General features: G+C 33.5%; 23 protein-coding genes. 6 read left to right on the top strand and 17 right to left on the bottom strand.

Annotated features, from left to right (window positions below; all coding sequences use genetic code 11):
- Position 1: 1 nt before the first annotated feature.
- The 3 genes from feoB to PQ462_RS23700 all read right to left on the bottom strand — a co-directional run bounded on the left by feoB (position 2) and on the right by PQ462_RS23700 (position 3110).
- Positions 2-2101 (bottom strand): ferrous iron transport protein B, encoded by a 2100-nt coding sequence (gene feoB, locus PQ462_RS23710; protein ID WP_274251854.1) that lies wholly within the window; start codon positions 2099-2101, stop codon positions 2-4.
- Positions 2101-2340, bottom strand: a complete 240-nt coding sequence (locus PQ462_RS23705; RefSeq protein ID WP_012023048.1) for a FeoA family protein — start codon at positions 2338-2340, stop codon at positions 2101-2103. The genes feoB and PQ462_RS23705 overlap by 1 nt, the downstream gene beginning before the upstream one ends.
- A 104-nt stretch (positions 2341-2444) precedes the next feature.
- Positions 2445-3110 carry an SCO family protein gene (locus PQ462_RS23700; protein ID WP_274251853.1) on the bottom strand — a complete coding sequence of 222 codons (666 nt, stop codon included), beginning with the start codon at positions 3108-3110 and terminating at the stop codon, positions 2445-2447.
- A 286-nt stretch (positions 3111-3396) separates the two neighbouring features.
- On the opposite strand from PQ462_RS23700, the gene PQ462_RS23695 reads away from it, so the two are divergent.
- The gene (locus PQ462_RS23695; protein WP_274251852.1) at positions 3397-5460 is read left to right on the top strand and encodes a M13 family metallopeptidase; all 2064 of its coding nucleotides are present in this window, start codon (positions 3397-3399) and stop codon (positions 5458-5460) included.
- A 312-nt stretch (positions 5461-5772) separates the two neighbouring features.
- Here PQ462_RS23695 and PQ462_RS23690 read toward each other — a convergent pair whose 3' ends face one another.
- Complete coding sequence (locus PQ462_RS23690) at positions 5773-6171, bottom strand: c-type cytochrome (protein ID WP_073410241.1); 399 nt, start codon at positions 6169-6171, stop codon at positions 5773-5775.
- A gap of 1 nt (position 6172) precedes the next feature.
- Positions 6173-7168 carry a porphobilinogen synthase gene (hemB, locus tag PQ462_RS23685; RefSeq protein ID WP_012023044.1) on the bottom strand — a complete coding sequence of 332 codons (996 nt, stop codon included), beginning with the start codon at positions 7166-7168 and terminating at the stop codon, positions 6173-6175.
- A gap of 281 nt (positions 7169-7449) precedes the next feature.
- Between hemB and PQ462_RS23680 the strand changes: the two genes are divergently transcribed.
- From PQ462_RS23680 to PQ462_RS23670, 3 genes are all read left to right on the top strand, one after another.
- The gene (locus PQ462_RS23680) at positions 7450-7971 is read left to right on the top strand and encodes a hypothetical protein (RefSeq protein ID WP_274251851.1); all 522 of its coding nucleotides are present in this window, start codon (positions 7450-7452) and stop codon (positions 7969-7971) included.
- Between the two features lie 72 nt (positions 7972-8043).
- Positions 8044-8676 carry a hypothetical protein gene (locus PQ462_RS23675; protein ID WP_274251850.1) on the top strand — a complete coding sequence of 211 codons (633 nt, stop codon included), beginning with the start codon at positions 8044-8046 and terminating at the stop codon, positions 8674-8676.
- A 3-nt stretch (positions 8677-8679) separates the two neighbouring features.
- Positions 8680-10542 carry a hypothetical protein gene (locus PQ462_RS23670; protein WP_274251849.1) on the top strand — a complete coding sequence of 621 codons (1863 nt, stop codon included), beginning with the start codon at positions 8680-8682 and terminating at the stop codon, positions 10540-10542.
- Positions 10543-10606: 64 nt separating this feature from the next.
- Here the strand turns inward: PQ462_RS23670 and PQ462_RS23665 are convergent, their stop codons facing one another.
- From PQ462_RS23665 to PQ462_RS23610, 12 genes are all read right to left on the bottom strand, one after another.
- Positions 10607-11494, bottom strand: a complete 888-nt coding sequence (locus PQ462_RS23665) for a fructose bisphosphate aldolase (protein WP_274253738.1) — start codon at positions 11492-11494, stop codon at positions 10607-10609.
- 88 nt (positions 11495-11582) lie between these two features.
- A complete protein-coding gene (locus tag PQ462_RS23660; protein ID WP_274251848.1) occupies positions 11583-12521 on the bottom strand; it encodes a DUF4421 family protein in 939 nt (312 codons plus the stop codon).
- Positions 12522-12675: 154 nt separating this feature from the next.
- Positions 12676-13578, bottom strand: coding sequence for an oxygen-dependent coproporphyrinogen oxidase (hemF, locus tag PQ462_RS23655; RefSeq protein WP_274251847.1), 903 nt, complete (start codon positions 13576-13578; stop codon positions 12676-12678).
- Positions 13575-14120, bottom strand: coding sequence for a GNAT family N-acetyltransferase (locus PQ462_RS23650; RefSeq protein WP_274251846.1), 546 nt, complete (start codon positions 14118-14120; stop codon positions 13575-13577). Before PQ462_RS23650 ends, hemF begins: the two co-directional genes overlap by 4 nt.
- Before the next feature lie 2 nt (positions 14121-14122).
- Complete coding sequence (locus PQ462_RS23645; protein ID WP_274251845.1) at positions 14123-14500, bottom strand: hypothetical protein; 378 nt, start codon at positions 14498-14500, stop codon at positions 14123-14125.
- 2 nt (positions 14501-14502) lie between these two features.
- Positions 14503-15180, bottom strand: coding sequence for a hypothetical protein (locus tag PQ462_RS23640; protein ID WP_274251844.1), 678 nt, complete (start codon positions 15178-15180; stop codon positions 14503-14505).
- A gap of 78 nt (positions 15181-15258) precedes the next feature.
- Positions 15259-16284 carry a uroporphyrinogen decarboxylase gene (gene hemE, locus PQ462_RS23635; RefSeq protein ID WP_274251843.1) on the bottom strand — a complete coding sequence of 342 codons (1026 nt, stop codon included), beginning with the start codon at positions 16282-16284 and terminating at the stop codon, positions 15259-15261.
- A gap of 88 nt (positions 16285-16372) precedes the next feature.
- Complete coding sequence (locus PQ462_RS23630; RefSeq protein ID WP_274251842.1) at positions 16373-17038, bottom strand: uroporphyrinogen-III synthase; 666 nt, start codon at positions 17036-17038, stop codon at positions 16373-16375.
- Positions 17038-17961 (bottom strand): hydroxymethylbilane synthase, encoded by a 924-nt coding sequence (gene hemC / locus PQ462_RS23625; protein ID WP_274251841.1) that lies wholly within the window; start codon positions 17959-17961, stop codon positions 17038-17040. Before hemC ends, PQ462_RS23630 begins: the two co-directional genes overlap by 1 nt.
- A gap of 104 nt (positions 17962-18065) precedes the next feature.
- Positions 18066-19316, bottom strand: coding sequence for a glutamyl-tRNA reductase (gene hemA, locus PQ462_RS23620; protein WP_274251840.1), 1251 nt, complete (start codon positions 19314-19316; stop codon positions 18066-18068).
- Between the two features lie 357 nt (positions 19317-19673).
- A complete protein-coding gene (locus PQ462_RS23615; protein ID WP_229353720.1) occupies positions 19674-20261 on the bottom strand; it encodes a hypothetical protein in 588 nt (195 codons plus the stop codon).
- A gap of 17 nt (positions 20262-20278) precedes the next feature.
- Positions 20279-20713: a hypothetical protein gene (locus PQ462_RS23610; protein ID WP_274251839.1), complete on the bottom strand. Its 435-nt coding sequence runs from the start codon at positions 20711-20713 to the stop codon at positions 20279-20281.
- A gap of 443 nt (positions 20714-21156) precedes the next feature.
- On the opposite strand from PQ462_RS23610, the gene PQ462_RS23605 reads away from it, so the two are divergent.
- On the top strand, positions 21157-22023 hold the full coding sequence (locus PQ462_RS23605) for a helix-turn-helix domain-containing protein (protein ID WP_229353723.1): 867 nt from the start codon (positions 21157-21159) through the stop codon (positions 22021-22023).
- The gene (locus PQ462_RS23600; protein ID WP_274251838.1) at positions 22023-22565 is read left to right on the top strand and encodes a hypothetical protein; all 543 of its coding nucleotides are present in this window, start codon (positions 22023-22025) and stop codon (positions 22563-22565) included. The genes PQ462_RS23605 and PQ462_RS23600 overlap by 1 nt, the downstream gene beginning before the upstream one ends.
- Positions 22566-22672 lie beyond the last annotated feature (107 nt).

Genomic DNA, 22672 nt, shown 5'->3' with positions numbered 1-22672 from the left:
TTTACTTTAAAAATTGATACGCAATAAGGGCCGAAATGTAAGCCAGTCCAGTCATAAAAACAAGCTGCATAACAGGCCATTTCCATGAATTGGTTTCTTTTTTGGTAATCGCTAATGTACTGGCGCACTGCATAGCAAAGGCATAAAAGAGTAATAACGAAATACCAGTTGCAAAGTTAAATACCTTTTCGCCCGTTTCAGGATTTACTTCTTTCTGCATTCGGCTTTTAATAGTCGATTCGTTATCGCTGTCTCCAACACTGTAAATCGTGGCCAATGTACCAACTAAAACCTCACGTGCTGCAAACGAACTGATAATCGCAATTCCTATTTTCCAGTCGTAACCCAAAGGAGAAATTACAGGTTCAATAGCTTTACCCATAATCCCGATATAAGAATTCTCTATTTTTTGAGAAGCCACTTCGTTTTCAAATTGAGTTTCATTTAAAGTAGTATTGGCAAATCTTTCTTTTACAATAGTCTCAGCATCATTAAATTCTTTTCCGGGACCAAAAGAAGCTAAAAACCACAAAATAACCGATATTGCTAAGATAATTTTACCCGCGCCCAAAACAAAAGCTTTGGTTTTCTCTACAACATTAATTCCAACATTCTTTAAAAGCGGTAATTTATAACTTGGCATTTCGACAACGAAATACGTTTTTGAATCCAGCTTTAAAACTTTATTTAAAATATAAGCCGAAATTATCGCCGCTACGAATCCTAACAGATACAATAACATCAAGGATAATCCCTGAAGATTTAAAAATCCAAGAACTCGTTTATTTGGGATTACCAATGAAATCATAATGGCATAAACCGGTAATCTTGCCGAACACGTTGTAAACGGAGTTACTAAAATGGTAATTAAACGTTCTTTCCAGTTCTCGATATTTCGGGTTGCCATAATTGCCGGAATGGCACAAGCCGTTCCCGAAATTAAAGGCACAACGCTTTTTCCCGAAAGACCAAATTTGCGCATTATTTTATCCATCAAAAATACCACACGGCTCATATAACCGCTTTCTTCTAAAATGGAAATGAATAAAAACAAAAAGGCAATCTGCGGAATAAAAATAATAACCCCGCCAATTCCCGGAATAATTCCCTGCGAAAGCAAATCGGTTAAAATACCGCTTGGCAGTTCTTCAGAAACCCAGCTGCTTAAAGAAGCAAAACTGGCATCAATAAAATCCATAGGAATAGTTGACCAGCTGAAAATCGATTGGAAAATGACAAACAAAATTCCAAGGAAAATAGCATAACCCCAAAACTTGTGCGTTAAAACACGGTCTAGTTTTGCCCTGAAATCTGTAGCTGCAGATGCATCAACTTTTAAACCTTCTTTTAAAACATCATTTATAAACTGATATCTTTTGATGGTTTCCTTTTGCTGTAAACGTTTTAATTCTGAATGCGATTTGGTAAACGTATTACGGATTTCATTTCGGTCTAAATGCGAAAAGTTAACATCCTGCGTTATTACCAGCCACAATTTATACATTAATTGATTTGGAAAAGCATGTCGCAGTTTTTCAAAATATTCAGGATCAATTACCGAAGCGTTTAAGCAAGGTTCGTGCGTGATCGTTTTATACGAAACAATAAGTTCTTTTAATTCTTCAATTCCTAAACCTTTGCGCGAACTTACCAGAGCAATTTTGGTTTTTAGTTTTTCTTCTAAATACGGAATATCCAATGAAATTCCTTTGCTTGCCATACGATCAGACATATTGATAACCAAAATCGTTGGAATTTCAAGGTCTTTTATCTGGGTGTAAATCAGTAAATTTCTTTTTAGATTTTCAACATCAGTTACGACAACGGCAACATCCGGATATAATTTGTCGTTTTTGTTGAGTAAAAGTTCAATTACCACACTTTCGTCCATCGAACTTGCATTCAAACTATACGTTCCCGGTAAATCGAGAATGTTCGCTTTTATGTTTTGAGGTAATTTACAAAACCCGATTTTTTTCTCGACCGTAATTCCGGGATAATTCCCAACCTGTTGATTTAAACCTGTTAACTGATTAAATACTGAAGTTTTTCCTGTATTTGGGTTTCCAATAAGGGCAACATTGATATTCTGAATGCTCATTATAAATTGTTTTGGATAAGTTCAACTTCAATTTCACGAGCAGTTTCAACACGAATAGCAACATGCGAACCGTTAATGTCTAGATATAGAGGATCTCCAAAAGGAGCAATTTGAAGCAGTTCGACTAAGCTGCCAGGCAGACAACCCATTTCTAATAATTTTAAAGGAATCAAATCGATATCAAAATCTTTGATAATGGCTTTATCGCCTTTTTTCAGGGTATGGATTGTATTCTGCAAAGCTTATTTAGATTGAATTTAGATTGCAAAAATAGGCAATAATTATTTATCTCAAGGCAATAATCGCTTTTGAAAATGCTAAAACTTTCTAAAAATAAGGGATTTTACTCTTTTGATAAGAAATCTATGTCTTCTAACAAACGCTGGATTTCTTCTTTTTTGGTTCCATCATAAAAACCGCGCACTCGTCTTTTTTGATCTACCAAAACAAAATTCTCTGTATGTACCATATCATAAAGCTGATCTGGTCTTCCCAGCTTTACCGCCAGATACGATTTTCTGGCCATAGTGTAAATTTCCTTTTTATCGCCGGTAACCAAATTCCATTTGCTGTCAACAACGCCATATTTTATCGCATATGCTTTTAAAACCGAAACACTGTCTACTTCCGGGAAAACCGTATGAGAAAGCAATTTTACTTTTGGGTTGTTTAAAACCGCCTTTTGAACATCGGCCAGGTTGGTTGACATTTTTGGGCAGATAGAACCGCAGGTTGTAAAAAAGAAATCAGCAACATAAATCTTGCCTTCATAATCTTTTTGGGTAATCGTATCGCCGTTTTGGTTTACAAATTTAAAATCAGCAATTGTATGGTATTTACTTTTATACTGAATCGTACTGTCTACCAATTCAGGATTTACATCAGACGGATTGTAAATTGGAAGTGTTTTTTGCGGTTTTAATGCCGAATAAAATAAAGATATAGTGACTGCAGAAAATACAATTAATACAATAAAGAATTTGCGGTATTTATAAAGAAGCGATTTCATAAAAATAATTTGGCGCAAAAATACGAAAAGAGCATTTTAAAAGCTGCGGTTCTAACATTTTTTAACAGACTAGATGTGTTGTAATCTCGTAAAGACGCAGAGGTGCCAGGTTCAAGTTTTATAAGTTTTGTCTGTTTAAGTCTGTAAAGATTAATCTTAAATAAAAACTTTGCGCCTCTGCGTCTTTACGAGATTAAAATCACCGCTGCGATTATTGCAAAAATTTTAACATAGACTTTCAAATATTAACAATATGTTTGTGTTTACACTCAAAAACTATGTATTAATGAAAAAACAATTAAGCAGACCCTTATTTTGTGCTTTTTCTGTAATGGTTTCATTTACAGCAATGCATGCACAAACTAAAGAAGTAAAAGAACCCGGTATTAATGTCTCGTACATGAATACAAAAATTAGTCCGAGCGAGGATTTTTTTAAATATGTAAACGGAACCTGGCTGGATCAAACAGAGATTCCAAGCGACAGAACCTCTTGGGGAAGTTTTAATGAATTGCGTCAAAAAACAGATGATAATGCATTGGCGATTTTAAAAGAAGCTTCAAAAAATCCAAAATACAAATCAAATACAGATCAGGGAAAAGCGATTGCTTTGTTTAATACGATCTTAGATACTATTGGAAGAAACAAGCAGGGTGTAAAACCGCTGCAGCCAACTTTAAAAAAGATTGATGCGATTAAAAACGCAGCCGATTTACAAAACTTCCTTACCGAAATGCAGGCTCAGGGCAGCAGTCTTGGTTTTTTTGGTGTGTATGTTGGTGCCGATGCTAAAAACAGTAATAAAAATTCGGTAACATTAAGTCCGGGAACTTTAGGATTGTCTGATAAAGATTATTACAATTCTGATGATAAAGATTCTAAAGAAAAACGTGAAAAATACGAAGTTCACGTTGCCAGAATGTTACAGTATATTGGCGAATCGCCGGCAAAAGCCAAAGAAAGCGCTAAACAGATTGTAGCTTTAGAAATCGAAATGTCTGCTCCAAGACTTGATCGAGTTGAAAGAAGAGACCGCAGAAAACAATACAATCCAACAGCAATTGCAGATTTAAAAAAGAATACTCCTTCAATTCAGTGGGAAAAATATTTTGCAGGAATTGGAATAACAAAACTGGACACGGTAAATGTTGCGCAGCCACGTTATATGACTGCTTTGGAAAAAACGTTTACAGAGAAAAAAGTTGAAGCCTGGAAAGAGTATTTGAAATGGTCTTTACTAAACCGTACAGCATCAACTTTAAGTACAGATATAGAAAATGCCAATTTTGATTTCTACGGAAAAACATTAACAGGAGCTTTGAAACAACGTCCGCGTGAAGAAGTAGCACTTCAGGTTATCAACGGAGCAACTGGTGAAGCTTTAGGAAAGCTGTATGTTGAGAAATTATTTCCAGCCGAAGCAAAAGAAAAAGCAAAGAAAATGATTGCTAATGTAATGCTGGCTTATGAAAACAGAATCAATGCACTGCCATGGATGTCTGCAGAAACAAAATCTAAAGCAATTGAAAAATTAAAAAAACTGACCGTTAAAATTGGGTATCCTGATAAATGGAAAGATTACTCTGCTCTGGAACTTAAAAATGTAAACGAAGGAGGAACTTATTTTGATAATATGAAAAATGTATCAAAATGGTCTTATGCTCAAAGTTTGGCAAAATTAGGAAAGCCGGTTGATAAAACAGAGTGGGGAATGTCTCCGCAAACCGTAAATGCTTATTTTAACCCATCTTATAACGAAATTGTATTCCCTGCTGCAATTCTGCAGCCGCCTTTCTATAATTATCAGGCAGACGAAGCTGTAAATTATGGAGGTATTGGTGCGGTTATCGGACATGAAATTTCACATGGTTTTGATGATTCCGGAGCAAGATACAATGCCGATGGAAATTTAGTAGACTGGTGGACTGCTGATGATTTAAAACAATTTACGGCTCTTGGCGGCGAACTGGCAGCACAATACAGTGCTCTGGAACCGCTTCCGGGAATTTTTGTAGATGGTAAATTTACATTAGGAGAAAACATTGGAGATTTAGGCGGTATCAATGCAGCTTATGATGGATTGCAGTTGTACCTGAAAGAAAATGGAAATCCGGGTTTAATCGATGGATTTACTCCAGAACAGAGATTCTTTATTTCCTGGGCAACAGTTTGGAGAACAAAATCAAGAGATGAAGCAATTAAGAGTCAGGTAAAAACAGATCCGCACTCGCCGGGAATGTACAGAGCAGTTGTGCCAATCCAAAACGTTGATGCTTTTTATCAGGCTTTTGGAATTAAAAGTGGAGACAAAATGTATATAAGCCCAGAAAAACGAGTTAAAATCTGGTAATCAATTTATTCTGTTACAAAATAAAAACCGAGGTTGTCTCAATTTGAGTCATCCTCGGTTTTTTAATTGCTCCAGGGGAGTAAAATATTTGTACAAAATTCAATTTGCAGTATCATAAAGCTCCAGCGGAGCGATATCTTTTTTCTACCGTTTTAATATATGTCGCTCCGCTGGAGCTCTATGTTGTGGATATTTATCGTTTGCTATAAATATGTCTTCTATAAATATACCGCTTCTCCGAAGCTTACTGTTGTAAAACATCTATGTTGCTATAAATATATCGCTTCTCCGAAGCTTTACAATATAATTTGATTATTTCAAATGACTATAAATGTAAGTTTCAATAGCTTTTAGTTCTTCATCAGACATTGCTTTTGTTATTCCAAAATTAGTCTGCATAACTGAGAACTGACTTGGATCGACAATTGGATCTGCATTTCCTTTTAAGAAAGTTACAATATCAGCATTTTTGTCTTTGTAGATTTTGGCAATCTCTTTAATACTAGGTCCAATAACTTTTTGATCTGGTAAATGGCATGCTGTACAATTTCCTCTTCCTTCAAAAAGTTCTTTTCCTAAATCTTCAGGAGTTTTGGCTTTTGCCGATTCGCCTTCAGAATAGGTTTCTGTTTTGGAATCGGTATTTTCTGAAACTTCTTTTTTGCAAGACGCAAAAGCTAAAACGGCAGATAAGAATACTATTTTTTTCATGTTATTTATTCAATAAAATTGCAGCTTCTTTTGCGAAGTATGTTGAAATAAGATTAGCGCCAGAACGTTTAATGCACATTAATTGTTCCATCATAATTTTATCGTGATCAAGCCAGCCTCTTTCAGATGCGGCTTTAATCATGGCATATTCTCCAGAAACCTGATAAACGGTTACAGGAACATGTACCGTGTTTTTTATTTCGCGAACAATATCCAAATAAGCAATTCCGGGTTTTACCATAACCATATCTGCACCTTCTTCTACGTCTGACAAAGCTTCTTTAATCGCTTCAATACGATTAGCATAATCCATTTGATATGTTTTTTTGTCTTTTGGAACCACAACATCTGCTTCTTTTGGAGCCGAATCTAGAGCATCTCTAAAAGGACCATAAAAAGCTGAAGCATATTTAGCAGAATAACTCATGATTCCCACATTTTGGAAACCGGCAGCATCTAAACCTTCGCGCAGGCGTAAAACACGTCCGTCCATCATATCACTTGGTGCAACAAAATCGGCGCCAGCTTCTGCGTGTGAAACAGCCATTTTTACTAAAGCATCAACTGTACTGTCGTTTTCTACATCACCATTTGTTATAATTCCGTCATGACCATAAATAGAGTATGGGTCTAATGCCACATCTGGCATAACGATCATTTCCGGACAAGCGGCTTTTATGGCACGAATAGCTTGCTGCATTAATCCGTTAGAATTCCAGGCTTCTTTTCCAGTATTGTCTTTTAGGTTTTCGCTGACTTTTACATAAATATTTACGGCGCGGATTCCTAAATCATAAAGTTCTTTTACTTCTTCAACTGTTAAATCTATTGATCTTCTGAAAATTCCCGGCATTGACGGAATTTCGACTTTTACATTTTCTCCTTCAGCAATAAACATTGGAAACATAAAATCCGATGGACTTAAACTGGTTTCGCGTACTAAAGAACGAATAGATTCGTTTACTCTTAATCTTCTGCCTCTTTGTAATGGGAACATATAATTTTAGATTTTAGATTTTAGATTTCAGATTTTAACCTGAATTATGAAAACAGATTGATAAATCCTTATTCTAAAACTGCAGTTGTTTTTATTTTTTTTTTGAAGTTTATCTCAATTTTTAATGAGTGGCGCAAAGTTAAAGAAAAAGGAACAGAATAAGGCGTTTAGCTTATTGTAGAATGAGTTAATATTATCTAAAAATTTGACTGATTTGTAATATTTGGATTAGATTTGAAAAACCAAGAAAAACCTTATTTAAAAAACAACAGGTATAAGAGATGAATGATCCATTTTTTGAAAAAGTAAATAATATTGAATGGTTTTCTAATTGTGGAAAAGAGTTTATTATTTCAGATTTCCCAATTAAAATCCAATTCTTGAAATCACTTGATGAATTGCAGAAAAATATATCTTCTCAAGATTGGGAAGATTTGACATTGGAAGCAAGAAACAGATTAACGGTCTTTCTACATAAAAATAATCGTAATGATTATCAGAATTGGAATAGAATTACAGACTTTAACAAAAGTAATTTGAAATATATAGAAACTACAGCAAAAAAATTTGTAGAAAAAAATAACCTTGACAAAAGTATTATTGATGACGTCTTGTGGAATGTTCTCGGAGCAGCAATGGAAGATCATTATATTTTGATAAATAAAAGAATCCCTATATTTTTCAAATATCTTTTAGAAGTCTATTCTCAAGGAAATATTCCATGTGGTTTAATAGGCGAGGTAAAAGAAGATTTTGATGGAAGACAAATTAATTTTTCTGATTATACATTATTGGTCTATTAAATAATCTGCATTGTCAAACCAAGAATTTAGACATATGATGGTTTTTCAGAATATTCCATCTAAATTTGCAAAATGAAGAAATTTCTCGCTTTCTGCTGCTGTCTGCTCTTAACAAGTTGTTTTGAGATTACAGAAAGAATCAAACATCACGACGATCAAAGTGGTGAATACACACTAATGATTGACTTTTCAAAATCTTGGTTTAAGACCAAATCGGCTATTTGGCTTGAAGAAGTCGATGGCGTAAAAATCCCAAACGAACAGGAAATCTCCCAAAAACTGGATGATTTTAAAATCAAAGCTTCTAAGATTGAAGGCATTTCGAATGTATCCACAAAAGCAGATTTTGACAATTATGTATTTATCATCAAACTCAATTATGCTAATCTAAAAGCATTAAATACAGTGGTAAATTCGATTAACAATCAGCGCGAACAAATTCACTTTAGCAGTAATGCCAAAACCTTTGAAAGAATTGCATCTTATCCAATTCCTGAAAAAGTCGTGAACGATCCTAAAAAAAAGAAAGATCTCGAAGAAGCCAGCATTATTGCAATCTATACTTTCGATAAAGATATTCTTTCGGTAAACAATGCAAACAGCAAAATCTCAAAAAACAAAAAGACCGTTTTTTTAAAACAAAGTATGTACAGTGTATTAAAAAAATCGACTTTAATGAATAATACGATCCAATTAACGCCTTAATTTATGAAACAATTTTATTCTTTATTTCTAATATTCGCCATACAATTTTCTTTTGCTCAGATTAATCAGGAGAAATACGATTATTTTGTACAGTTTAACGGAAATCAGCTTTCTAAAAAAGTCGATATCAATCAAGTACTCAATCATCCAATTATTACAAAATACATCAGTAAGAAACCTGATTTTGATTTGAGAAAATATACTTCAATTATCAAATTAGATCAGAAAATTACAATTCACGGAAGTTTCTTAGACAGCGTTCCGTATTACCAATTTACGATTCCCATAAAAGGAAAAGAAGCTGTAAAGCAGTATTTAAGTGAAAAATTAGGTGCAGGAACTGAGAACAATGCTATTCTGGATTTGGGTAAATATTCTGTTTTTACACCAAAAGGAGTTAAAAAAACACTGGCATGGAATGATGAATTTCTGGTAATATTTGAATTAACAAAAAGACTTCCAAAGAAATATTATGAAGAAACAACTTCAACTGCTGTAATTGATTCTGTTGCCGCAGTAGATTATTATGAAAATGATACTATTGTTGAAGCACCCGCATATGGTGATCCGGCAATTCCAGTTCCAAGTCCGCCAAAAATTGCAGAGCCTTCAGTATCTAAAAATGACCCTGTAGTTTTTACAGATTCTGTGCAGGAAGAGTATCAGTATGATGGAAATCCATACGAAGAATATACTGCTGAGCAAGCAGAATTTGATAGAAAACTGGCAGAAAACCAAAGTGAAATTATAAAGCATTTATTCGAAAATGGTTTTACGGCACCAAATTCAGCTAAGATTAATATTGGCGCAGATATTTCGACCTGGGTTGATTACGGCGGTATGATTTCTACTTTTTATTCTGCATATAGTCTTCCAATGGCATTGTTTGGAGGTTATGATAAATACTTGCCGATGCAGAAAAACTTTGGGGATTTTGTAAAAGGAATAAACTTTGATTTCTATTTTGATAATGACAATGCAAGAATCGAAGAAATTGTAGAGTATTCTAAAGAAATTGCAGATGCTGTCAGCAAAATTGGAGATAGAAAAATCAATAAAAATATCTTTAATTATTTCCCGTCTGAAAAACCATTGGGATATATGTCATATCACATTAATACCAAAGCAGCACTTGAAAAGTTTCCGTCGTTAATGAGTGATATGTTTCAGAATCCAAAATTTGCAAAAGAGGATATTGCAATCATCACGGATTTAATATCTACAATTGTCGATGAAGAAGCCACAGCAAAGCTTTTCGATGGTGATTTAAGTGCTTTTTTATACAATGTGAAAGAAGTTGAGGTAATGACTAAAAAATATAGTTATGATGAAAATTACGAGGAAAAAATTACAGAGGAAAAGGTGAAAAAGACAATTCCGCTGTTTTCGGTAGTTTTTACATCAACTCATCCCACTTTTGGAGATAAATTGCTGCAGTTAGGCGTTCGCAAAAAAGTGCTGACTCAAAACGGAAATTATTACCAAATTTCAGGAACTAAAGAATATGGAGATATTTATATTCTAAAAGATAAAGACGTTGTTGCGGTAAGTAATACATTGGATTATTTTAGTAAAGGAAGCGGTGCTTTTGTTAAAGAAACAAAGAAAGACCTGGGCAAGAATGTTATCTTTGGGAAACTTAATATTTCGCACACGGTTACAGCTTTTGGACAAAATGCAAAAGAAGACGATTTAAACAAACTGAATAGAATTGCATCACAGTTTTCAGATTTTACAATGGAATCGCCTAAAAAACTAATTGACAATAAATTTAAGTTTGTGCTTAAATTGAATTCGCTGCAAACAAATAAAAACATCATTTTGCAGACATTAGATCTGGCAGATGAAATGATGACTTCAAAATAAGTGTAAATAAAAAATCCCCGAAATGTTAGATTTCGGGGATTTTTTTATTTAGAAAAATGAATCTTTAAGTAACTGAAGCTTTGTAAATAGCTTTTATAGTTTCGCTAAGTGTGGAATTAAAATCAGAATCAGATTGACCTGCGCTTAGCCCTTCAGACAAAGCTCTGGAGAAACTGGCAATTAATCCGTGGTTATGAGCCAGTTTGTCGTTTGCTTCTTCTCGCGAATATCCGCCGGACAATGCCACAACACGAACTACATGCGGATCAGAGATTAAACTGCTGTAGAAATCATTAACAGTTGGGATAGAAAGTTTCAGCATTACTTTTACATCTTTATCTAAGGCGTTAAGCTGTTTCTGAATTTCTTTTTTTAGAATTTCTTCTGATTTTTCTTTGTCAGCACTGTAAATATCAACTTCAGGTTCAATAATTGGAATCAACCCTTTTTCGAAGATCTGCAAACCAACCCTAAACTGTTGTTCTACAACATCGCGGATTCCATCTGGATTTGCTTCTTTAATAACCGAACGCATTTTTGTTCCAAAAACATTTCGCTCTACGGCTCTGGTAAGCAGTTCATCCAGATTTGGAATGGGTTTCATCAATTGAACACCGCTGGCAACATCAGCCAGGCCTTTATCTACTTTTAGAAACGGAACTATATTTTTCTTTTCCCATAAATAATCGGCAGTCCACAGACCATCAATTTTACGGTCCATAGTATTTTCAAACAAAATAGCACCTAGAATATATTCGCTGTCAAAAGCTGGAGTTTTAATAATTCTGGTTCTCATTTCGTGTACAAGAGTGTACATTTCTTCGTCGTTAGAATAGCTGTTTTCTTGAACGCCATATTGCGATAATGCTTTTGGTGTGCTGCCGCCGCTTTGATCTAATGCAGCGATAAATCCTTTGCCAGAATGCATACGATTTAATTGTTCCTGGTTCACATTTGCCATAATAATGAATTTTAGTTTTTATAAATCCATGTAATTTAAGCAATTTTCACAACTTATTGATTATGAGACGGCAGGTTTTTTAAAGGCCGATTTTCTCATTTACCTTATCATAAACTTCCTTTACTTTTTTGGGAGGATCAAATCTGTAACCTGCAGAAAGTTTTAAAGTCGCGATATTATCATTCAATCTTGGATCGACTTTTTCATCTTGGGCAAAGCTTATAGTGTTTAAAGTAGCAAAGGCAAAAAAACGGTCATTATTGTAAGCTAATTTTAAATTGAAATCAGCTTGATATAAAGCTGAGGTATCTTTATCAACAACATTTAGTCCGGCTCCCAAAGCAATTCCGGCACCAATCAAAACCCGATCGCTAATAACAAAGTTGTAGAAATAGGAAGGTGCCAGCGTAAAAACATACATGTCTCCAGGCGATGAATCGGGTGTATTTAAATCTAAATTGGTGTAATAAAAAGAGAAAGTTGGAATAAAACTTCCGGAACTTTTGGTCTGCCATTCGTTTTGGCTAACGAGTGTCTTGAAAGAAAATTTATCATTGAAAACGTAAGCCGTCGATCCGCCAATTTTCATAGTCCGCATATCGGGCAGTTGTGCCGTAATATTGTCATCACTAATATAAAATCCTTTTTGATTGATATAAGTAAAAGACTGCATCCATTTTTTTAAATAAAAACGGGTATTGAAATTAAAATGCTTGGAATGCGAATCGCCTTTGTTCTGACTCAGAAATTTGGGTGCAAAGCCAAAACCAACATCAATAATTTTATAGTTTAAGTTAAAGCCAATCTGTTCTCTTCGGTTTGGAATAAGATTTACAAATATTTTTGAATCCTGACTTCCAGAAGCAATTTGAAAACTGTTTGAAGTGTCTAAATAATAAATACTGCCCGTAATTTTATCACTATAAGATTTGAAATAGGGATTCTGCACAGAATCGTTTTGGGCGAAACATCCAAAAATGCTGATAAAGAATGTGGTGTAAATGAGTTTTAAACACATAGAAACATAGTTTTTAGATAATTTAAAAAGACGTTTCACTCAAAAATATTTCCCATAGTGTTAATGTGGAAAAATTCTATTTTCTAAAATTACCTCTAAGATAGGTCTTTAAATCTATGTTTCTATGTGTTAAATAAATTTTTAGGTATTAAAATTAAATCCAGTCAATCGGGTTCTGCAATATATTAAGCAATTTTTCTTCGTCACTTCCTGCTTCTGGATGATGATCGTAAACCCATTGCACATGTGGAGGCAGACTCATTAAAATACTTTCGATTCTTCCGTTGGTTTTTAAGCCGAATAACGTTCCTTTATCATGAACCAGATTAAACTCAACATAACGGCCACGGCGGATTTCCTGCCAGTTCCTGTTTTCTGATGTATACTCTAAGTTTTTTCTCTTTTCTACAATTGGCACATAAGCTTCAAGGAAACTGTTTCCCACTTCGGTTACAAAATTGTACCAGTTTTCCATTGACATTTGTTCATTTGCCTTGCAATAATCAAAGAATAAACCGCCAAGTCCGCGGGCTTCATTTCGGTGTGCGTTCCAGAAATACGAGTCGCATTGTTTTTTATATTTTGGATAAAATTCTGGGTTATGTTTGTCGCAAGCAGTTTTACAGGTTTGATGAAAATGTTTGCCATCTTCTTCAAACAAATAATAAGGCGTTAAATCCTGTCCGCCGCCGAACCATTGTTCGATTACTTTTCCAGATTCGTCGTACATTTCAAAATATCGCCAATTGGCGTGGACAGTAGGAACCATTGGGTTTTTTGGGTGAATCACCAGACTTAATCCGCAGGCAAAGAAATCGGCTTCGCCAACACCAAACATTTTCTGCATTGTTTCAGGAAGTTTTCCATGAACAGCAGAAATGTTTACACCGCCTTTTTCAAAAACAGCTCCATTTTCAATAACGCGTGTTCTTCCGCCTCCGCCTTCAGGACGTTTCCATAAGTCTTCACGGAATTTTGCAGTTCCGTCAGCAGTTTCTAATCCTGCACAGATTTGGTCTTGTAAATTTTGTATGTATGCGTAAAATTTATCTTTCATGATTTAATATATTCTGATTTAAGAAGTCCGAAATAAACGGTATTTTGCAATTGACCATGACCGTTTCTAAATTCGTCTCTTAATATTCCTTCTTGTTTAAAATTATGTTTCAATGCAATTCGCTGACTTGCCAAATTACCTTCTGATGTACAAATGAAAACCTTGTTCATCATCAATTCTTTAAAGCAGAATTCAAGTGCATCAGAAACCATTTTTGATGTAATTCCTTTTCCTTGGTAATCTTTATCAATAAAATATCCTAATTCACATTTAGAAATGCGATAATCTATTGTTTTTACACATAAATAACCAATCAATTTATTGGTTTTAATATCTCGTGCATAAAAATAATAACCTTCACTGTTTTTTTCTCTGTCTTTGCTGACTGAGATAAAATTTTCTGCATTTTCGGGTGAATCAGAATTTGCAAGAGTTACTGGAAAAGTATGTCCAATGTGATCTCTATTCTTATCAATTAGTTCATAAAACTCATTGGGAAGAATGTGTTCAATTCGATCGGTTTTCCAGTCTGTAAAATCCATCTTTATTTATTTTTAAGAGAAGCAATTTTAGTGTTGATTCCAAAAGAAAAAACTTTGCTTTCTTGTTGTATATATTGGTAAACAGCCAAAGCTTTATCAGTAAAATTATAATTTTCTTCTTTAGAGAATTCGATTAAAATATCTCCAAATTGCTCTAATTGATCCCAGTCAAAATGAAGACGGATTAATAAGTTGATTAATTCTTCAAGAGAATAATCAATTAGTGTTTGAATATCTAGTCCAAACTCTTTTAATTGATTCTCAATATCTGATTTTTGTAAATGACTTAGCGGATAAGGAACATAAACAAGAGTTCGCAATGTTTTTAAAACATTGTCGATTCTGATTTTCTCTTCGTCTCTTAAACCTTTATTGAGCATTCTTAGTATGTATTAGATTTGAATGTGGTTTTACTGAAAACTAATTTTCCTTTTTGGGAAGTTTCCTCTTTACCAAAGTTCTTAATTATTCGGTAAATAAAATACAAAACAGGAACTGAATAATAAATAAATCCCATACAAATAGGAACATAAGGCTTTTCTATAAATAACCCGCTCGACTTGACCATTTGGAAATAATGAGACTTTTCTAAAAATTCATTTGTCAATCCAAACGGAGGAACATACTTATTTCCAATTGCAAGAATCATAATTAAGAAGAAATAGAAAATGACTTTTACAACTGATTTTCCTATCTGCATCATTCTGACATCAGGAGTTACGTTTGAAAACGCAAATCGCATTCGATTTAAAACCGTCAGCAGATAGATAAATAAAATATTAGTATTGATAACCGATTCATTGAACGAATAGGCAAACGTTCCGTATAAAGGGAAAAAGACAAAAAGCGACCATTTTTTGGGCATAACCGCCATAAAAACTCCCGAATGCACCATTATAAACTCAAAAGTCATTAAAACAGCAAGATCATTTATGAGACTTACTGGGTGAAGTTCCGGATGCGTCCAAACCATAAAAAACACATAAGCATAATAAGCCTGAAATCCATATTCGATAAATGAAAACGGTGAGTTTCTGCTGAGGTTTAGGTTTGCTAGCATATTTTTAAGTTGATGGTTTGTTGGTTTATGGTTGATAGTATTCGTATCCAACAACTATCAACCATAAACTATCAACGACTATTGTCCGTATTCCTTAACCGCGTCGATAAACGCTTTTGCGTGATCTACAGGAATATTTGGTAAAATTCCGTGTCCTAAATTTACAACATATTTATCTTTTCCAAACTCATCGATCATTTCGTGAACCATTTTCTTGATAGTCGGAATTGGAGAAAGCAGTCTTGAAGGATCAAAATTTCCTTGTAGTGTAATGTTTCCACCAGACAAGTAACGGGCATTTCTTGCAGAACAAGTCCAGTCTACTCCAAGAGCAGAAGCACGGCTTTTACCCATTTCGCCAAGAGCAAACCAGCATCCTTTTCCGAAAACAATAACCGGAGTTAAATCAGCCAAAGCTTCGACGATTTGGTTGATGTATTTCCATGAGAATTCCTGATAATCAACAGGAGAAAGCATTCCTCCCCAAGAATCAAAAATCTGAACGGCATCAACTCCCGCTTTTACTTTTTCTTTTAAGTATAAAATTGTAGTATCAGTGATTTTTTGCAATAAAGTATGTGCTGCAACCGGATTTGAAAAGCAAAATCCTTTTGCCATATCAAAACTCTTAGAACCTCTTCCTTCAACAGCGTAGCAGAAAATTGTCCATGGCGAACCAGCAAAACCAATTAATGGAACTTCGTCGTTCAGCATTTCTTTAGTCAATTTGATTGCATCCATTACATAACCAAGACTTTCCTGAATATCCGGAACGTAAACTCGTTGAACATCAGCCGTTGAACGAATTGGATTTGGGATAAACGGACCAATGTTTTCTTTCATTAAAACTTCGATTCCCATTGCTTGCGGAACGACTAAAATGTCTGAGAACAAAATAGCGGCATCCGGAGCAATTCTGCGAATTGGCTGAACAGTAATTTCAGCAGCTAATTCCGGAGTCTGACAACGTGTGAAGAAATCATATTTATCACGTAATTCGATGAATTCCGGTAAATATCTTCCGGCTTGACGCATCATCCATACTGGCGGACGCTGAACAGTTTCTCCTTTTAATGCTTTTAAAAATAGGTCGTTTTTTAACATTTGTGTTTTGCTTTAGGCTTTAAGCTTTAGGCTTTAAGCTTGTTTAACTATGATTTTTTGCTTACGGCTTACTGCCTAAAGCTTATTGCTATTTATATTCTTGAATTACATCTTCAATCACGTCTTCAATTGTGGGCTGATCTGCGATAATGATGTTTTTTGTGATTTTTTGTAAAGCTTCTGCGGTGGTTTCTCCAATACAGAAACAAAGCTGTTTATTTATGGTGTTGTCTTTCAGATAACTTTTTACTCCAGATGGACTAAAAAACAAAAGCGCCTCTGGATTAGCTTTTATTTTTTGTGGCTGCAGTGTAGTTTCATAAACCTGAATTTCATTGAATTTAATTCCGTTTTCTTTTAAAGCTTCTGGCAAAGTATCTCTTCTAAGGTTTCCGCTGAAAAAAGTATAACTTTCATTTCCATAAATCAAAGTGATAATTTCTGCCAAATCCGAAGCATAACCTGTATAAGCTACAACATTAAAGCCATTATCGCTTAAAAGTATTTTGGTTTTTAGACCTACACAATAAACATTCTTTTTCTTTAATTCTTCCGATTTTGGGTCTGATAAAACACTGTGAACCGCATTTTGACTGGTAAAAATTAGACTTTCGTTTAGATTTTTAAGTTCGAAAGGTTTGTTTTGCGTTTTGATAAAATCGGCTTCGATTACTTCTAAACCAACTTTTGTCAACTCTTGTTTTTGAAGAGGAGATAATATTTTAGTCGATAATATCTGAATTGGGTTTGCCATTATTTTTTCAGGGATTCTTTAATCTGTTTCATTAATTCCGTTCCGCCATTATTCAAAATTTCCTGAGCAGAATTAAAACCTAATTTTTTCCATTCAGAAATATCAACCGTTTTGTTGATTTCTAGTTTTTGTTTTCCGTCAATAGAAAGTAAAACACCTTGAAAATGCAGCGTGTCTTCGTCTTCGTTATAAGTTACTAAAGATCCGATTGGTGCTGTACATCCGCCTTCAAGCGTTCTTAAAAACTGACGTTCGATATAGGTGCAAATTTCAGTTTCAATATCATTTAACTGAGAAAGCGCATCTAAAGTATAATTATCGTTTTCCATTGCTACAACAAGCATTGCTCCTTGTGCCGGCGCGGGAATCATCCAATCTAAATTGATGTAATTTTCAGGTTTTAAGTTAATGCGCTCCAAACCTGCAGCGGCAAAAACAGCTCCGTCCCAATTATTGTCTTGTAGTTTTTGCATACGTGTATTCACGTTTCCGCGTAAATCAACAACCGTATGATTTGGGTATTTGTTAAACCATTGTGCCTGACGACGTAAACTTCCTGTTGCAATAGTGCTTGGATTTGTAAAATCAGGATTTCCTTTATGAACCAAAATATCTAGAACATTCGCTCTCGGCAAAACCGCAGCCTGAACAATTCCTTTTGGTAAAGCTGTTGGAACATCTTTCATCGAATGGACCGCAATATCAATATCACCATTGATCATGGCAATGTCCAGCGTTTTGGTAAAAATTCCTGTAATTCCGAGTTCGTATAACGGTTTATCCAGAATAATATCACCTTGAGATTTAACCGCAACAATTGAAGTTTTATAACCTAAATCGTTAAGTTTTTTCTCTACAGTGTGTGCTTGCCAAAGTGCTAATTCGCTGTCGCGCGTTCCAATTCTGATTGTCTTTTCAGCCATGTTTTTTTATTAAAATTTTACCATTAAGATATTAAGGGAATTAAGTCTGCTTTTTAAAGTGTGAAACTTAACTTTCTTAATATATTAATGGTAAAATGAAAAATTTAAGATGCTTTTATTTTGAAGACTTTTTCGATCCATTCGATGCTTTCATCGACCATGGTATCGTCGTCTTTTAAGTGATTGGCAAAATGAGTAGTAATTTTTTGAATGATTCGGTTACTGATGATTTCTGCTTGCGCTTCATTAAAATCGGCGATTTTTTTGCTTTGAAAGTCCAATTCAGAAATTTTGATTGCATTCAATTTGTCTTTTAAAGCATTGATGGTTGGCGCAAATTTTCTGCCTTTCATCCAAACAACAAATTCTTCTTTTATTTCTTCAATGATTGCTTCTGCAGCCGGAATGTGTAATTTTCTGTTTTCCAAAGTTTCATCTGTCAATTGAGACAAATAATCCATGTGAATTAAAGTAACACCTTCTAATTCCTCTACGTTTTCATTAACGTTTTTAGGAATAGACAAATCCAAAATCAATAAAGGTTTTTTAAGATTTAAGATTGCTTTATCAACCGTTGGGTTTTGAGCGCCTGTTGCTACAACTACAACATCGGCTTTTTGAAGTTCTAAATGCAGTTCGGAATAGTCTTTAACAATTAGATTTAATTTTCCAGCTAATTTCTCCGCTTTGTCTTTTGTTCTATTGATTAAAGTAATGTGTTCGTTTTTAGTATGCTTTACTAAATTTTCGCACGTATTTCTTCCGATTTTACCAGTTCCAAAAAGTAAAATGTTTTTGTTACTGATATCTTCAACATTCTTTAAAATATATTGTACAGAAGCAAAAGAAACCGAAGTTGCTCCTGAACTAATTTCTGTTTCTGTTTTGATTCTTTTACTCGCCTGAATAACGGCATTTACCAATCTTTCCATAAAAGCATTGGCTAAATTCATTGATTTTGAATGACTAAAAGAAGTTTTTATTTGTGAGATAATTTCGAAATCACCTAAGATTTGACTATCCAATCCAGTTCCTACGCGAAACATATGATTGATCGCTTCTTGATTTTTATAAACGAAACCTACTTTTTGAAAAGCATCGACAGAGCCGTTACTATTATCGCAGATTAATTTTATTAATTGAAATGGGTGTTCAGCAAAACCGTAAATTTCGGTTCTGTTGCATGTTGAAGTAACTAGTAAACTTTCTATTCCATCGTTTTTAGCTTGTTCCAATAAGCGAGTCTTCGCAACGGCATCCAAGCTAAATTGACCTCTAACCTCAGCATCAGCTTTTTTATAACTCAGACCAACTGAGTAAAAATAAAGGTGTTTCGGTACATTATTGTTTTCCATAAATTCACTTTCATAAAAGTGCAACAAAATTATTACTATACCATCGATAAAAATAACGCTAAAAGTACTTTTTATGTCGCTGCATGTTTTTTTAATTGTTAGTAGACCTATTTGGGTAGAAATCAGTACTTTTTCAGTAAAATCAAGTCGTTTGAAATGTTTTGTTTAGAGTGGTTCTAAATAACTAAGAACAAATCAGTAAAAAAAAATCAAAAAAAAATATCGCTCAGAGTTCAAAATTAAATTACAGGATTTCGAAATCATTTAATTTTGAGATTGGCGTTATTTTAACTTATCTAATTATTGAATTAAAAGCGCTATTTTAATTTGTTAAAATAGCGCTTAAAAGAAAAGATATTATTTTTGAACAATAGGAGTTCTCAAAGATTCTAATACTGCAACGATATCTGTGTAAAGTTCTGTGTTAGAAGCAACACCGTTTGCATTTGCTGCAGCACCAACATAACCTTCAAATTTTGTATAATCAGCATTACTAGCTTTTGTTCCCATACGTGGGTTTTTTGCAGGATCATGTGCAGCAACCATATTTAAACCAGAATAAGTATTTACTGCATTAGTTCCTCCTGTATTAAAAGAGAAGAAATCGGTTAAATTGTCTGATAATTTTGCAATATTAGTAGCTTGAGTATTACCTGTTTCTGCCAAAAGCGGAGCAAAATGAGCTTGTAAATTGCCAGATGCATTTGATTGAATATCAGCAACAATTAATCCGATAGTTGAGTTTACCACTTTACGGAAGCTCAAACGACCTTTTTCGATCATTTGTCCTGAATTATCTGGATCTGAAACCATTGTAGTTCCTCCCAGTCTTACATAAATTGACTCTTTTTCAGCTGGTTTATCATTATCATCATTACTGCAAGAAGTTAAAGTTGCCGAAGCAGCAATTAATACACTAAGTGTAATTTTTGAAAAATTTTTCATTGTAAAATATTTAAAGGTTAATTAAAAAAACGATTTATTTTTTGAGACATTTTATAGCTAAAGCTATTTTGGTCTACAGGACAAACTTCTTTGCTTGCTAAATTTGCAGGCAGAATGTATCGCTCAGCGATATAGTTCCCCTTAGTCATCAATTCGTCATATACTTTTTTAGAATCGGTGATCTTATTATTGTGGAAATAAACCACAACATTTCTTTTTACAATTATAGAATCAGAAGTTAATCCTTTAATAGATCTTAAATCGGCGCAGATTTTTTTTGCAGCTGCAGAATCGATGTTTTCTTTAAAGTCAATTCTGCTTACTTGTAGATTTGGACTTTCGTAAACGGCAGGTTTTGCAGTAATAATGTGAAAAATTAAAATGCCAAAAAATAACACAAAAGTTAGTATTACTCCCCAAAGTACTTTTTTTATTGTTTTGTTAATTTGCATAGCGGTATCTTAAAAATTAGTTAAGTTTTTTTGATACTTACGAGTACTTTATAAAATAGGTTTTGTAAAAAAGTGGTAATTCGGCAGTTTAGAATTGTTTTAAATAATTATGGGTTGGAATTCAGAAGAGTAGCGCAAAAAAAGGAAAATGTGCGTTGTAAATTAAATTTATAATTAATTCTAAGTTTTTATGTCCTGTTGTAATGATAGTTTGTATGTATTTAGTTTAAGATACGATGGTTGTTTAAAAGAGAACCGTTCTAAATCTGGAGTAGTTTTGACAGAAATAGTTGAAAAATTCTATTTATAAGATTAAAAACAATAAAGAATTTATAAATTTAGAAGCAAGTAAACGATAAACCATCAAAAAGATTTAATTTTGAAATGTCAAATTATTCGTTTCTTATAAAATGATATAATAACTTGGATAAAGTAAATCAAAGATGGAGGAAGAAATAAAAATCGAAGATGAGTTTACACTAATCAGGTTTCAAAACGATAGTCTGGAACCTTTTGTTGCGCAGCACGAAATTGGTACCGGCCTGATACAGTTTCATTTTGGGTTAAAAGGAAATGCCAAACTTCTCTTTAATCAAGGCAATTATGCTTTAGATTTGAAAGAAGAAAAATCACTGCTTTTGTACAATCCGCAGAAACAATTACCGCTTAATCTAGAATTGGCACCAAATTCTTGGGTGATTTCTGTAATTGTATCAATAAAGAAATTTCACGCTTTATTTTCTGCCGAAGCCGATTATATCACTTTTTTGAGTGCAGACAATAAGGACAAAAAGTATTATAACGAAGGAAATATAAGTCCGTCAATGGCGATTGTTTTGAGCCAGTTGTTTCATTATAACCTTCATCCATCTATAAAAAACCTTTATTACAAAGGAAAAGGATACGAATTGTTGAGTTTGTATTTTAATAGAACTGAAGATCCAAACGCAGAACAATGTCCTTTTTTAATTGATGAAGATAACGTTCTCAAAATCAGAAAAGCTAAAGAAATTATTATCGCTAATATGGCCGAACCGCCAGGATTGCAAGAATTGGCAGACGAAATTGGTTTGAATTTGAAAAAACTTAAAATGGGTTTCAAACAAATTTATGGTGATACGGTTTACGGTTTCCTTTTTGATTACAAAATGGATTTCGCTAGAAAACTTTTAGATAGCGGATCATATAATGTAAACGAAGTAGGTTTGAAAATAGGTTACAGTACAGGAAGTCATTTTATTGCGGCATTTAAGAAAAAGTTTGCTACGACTCCAAAGAAGTATTTAATGTCGATTAATGCGAATGTTTAATGCTTAAAAGATATTCAATAGCTTTATTGTTTTTTCTAATGCTGTCTTGTAAATCAAAAGAAGAAAAAATGTTTTTTGATTTTGACAGTGTTGAATATTATTCATTGAATAAAAGCAAAGAGGAAGAAATGGGAGAGAACAATAGTAAAAGTATTGACAATGGTATTTTTGATAAAATTTTCTTCGATGATTATCCAGACAAGATAAATAATGGTATCTTTTATAAAACAATTAATTCAGAAGGATTTTCTAAGTTTAAGTTATCTCAAAAAGACGCCGAGTATTTAAAAAGCGATATTTTTTTGGAGAAATCTTCTTTAAAGATGTTAGAAAATGTATATGCTTGTGCTCCTCAGTATAGAGATATTTTAGTTTTTAAAAAGAAAAATCAAATTTCAGGTATAGCTAAGATTTGTCTTTCTTGCCGTCAATTTTATCTTATTAGTTCTAAAAAAGAAATTGAAACAGAAAATTTTGGAACAGAGAAAGAGTTTAAATTGTTAGGAAAACTATTCGATACATATAAAAAAGATAAAAATTAAAGATGTTTTCAAATATCAATTTTATAAATAAGGACATAATTAAAAAGTAATAAATATCATATTTCGGTAAAGTATCATCAAATACTTTTGACGAAATTTTTAAAAAC

This window comes from Flavobacterium sp. KACC 22758, from assembly GCF_028736135.1.
Taxonomy (GTDB): domain Bacteria; phylum Bacteroidota; class Bacteroidia; order Flavobacteriales; family Flavobacteriaceae; genus Flavobacterium; species Flavobacterium johnsoniae.
This window is presented reverse-complemented; position numbering and strand designations above follow the sequence as displayed.